This is a genomic window from Bradyrhizobium sp. NBAIM08 (genome assembly GCF_020193935.1).
Lineage (GTDB): Bacteria > Pseudomonadota > Alphaproteobacteria > Rhizobiales > Xanthobacteraceae > Bradyrhizobium > Bradyrhizobium yuanmingense.
In genome coordinates this window covers 1-398 of the sequence record NZ_JADYVR010001053.1, presented here as the reverse complement: position 1 = coordinate 398, position 398 = coordinate 1, and the positions used below count along the sequence as shown (strand labels likewise).

The 398-nt window shown below is 68.1% G+C and carries 1 protein-coding gene; it reads right to left on the bottom strand.

Features of this window, described 5'->3' with window-relative positions; translation table 11 throughout:
• Positions 1-342: hypothetical protein (locus I6F37_RS43425; protein WP_225154900.1), on the bottom strand; the 342-nt coding region annotated here is incomplete at its 3' end.
• Positions 343-398: the final 56 nt, after the last annotated feature.

The window sequence follows — 398 nt, the reverse complement described above, 5'->3', positions numbered from 1 at the left end:
CCCTTGCATCGGCAGCGGCAGGTCGCCGTGTTTGCCGAGATCGAGAACCACGATCGCGAACGCGCCCGATCGCAACAAGCGCTCGGCCGCGCGCGGTGCGCGCCGCGCATCGACCCGCACCACCGCGAGGCCGTTCAAATCGACGCCGCTCTCACAAACATCGGGCGGAAAAAAACAGGTATCGGGCCGGGTCACCCACGCCGCCGGCTCGCCGCCTTCCTGCGCTTTGCGCAGCAGGCCCACCGCGACGGTCAGCGCCGCGTTGCCCGAAATCTCGACCAACCGCCCGGCGCATTCCTCCGGCCCAAACCGCGGCACTTCCACCCGCGCGCGGTCCTCCATGGGTCGAACCAACCGCAGCTCTGGCCTGAACATCCAATCAGTAGACCAGCTGTCTC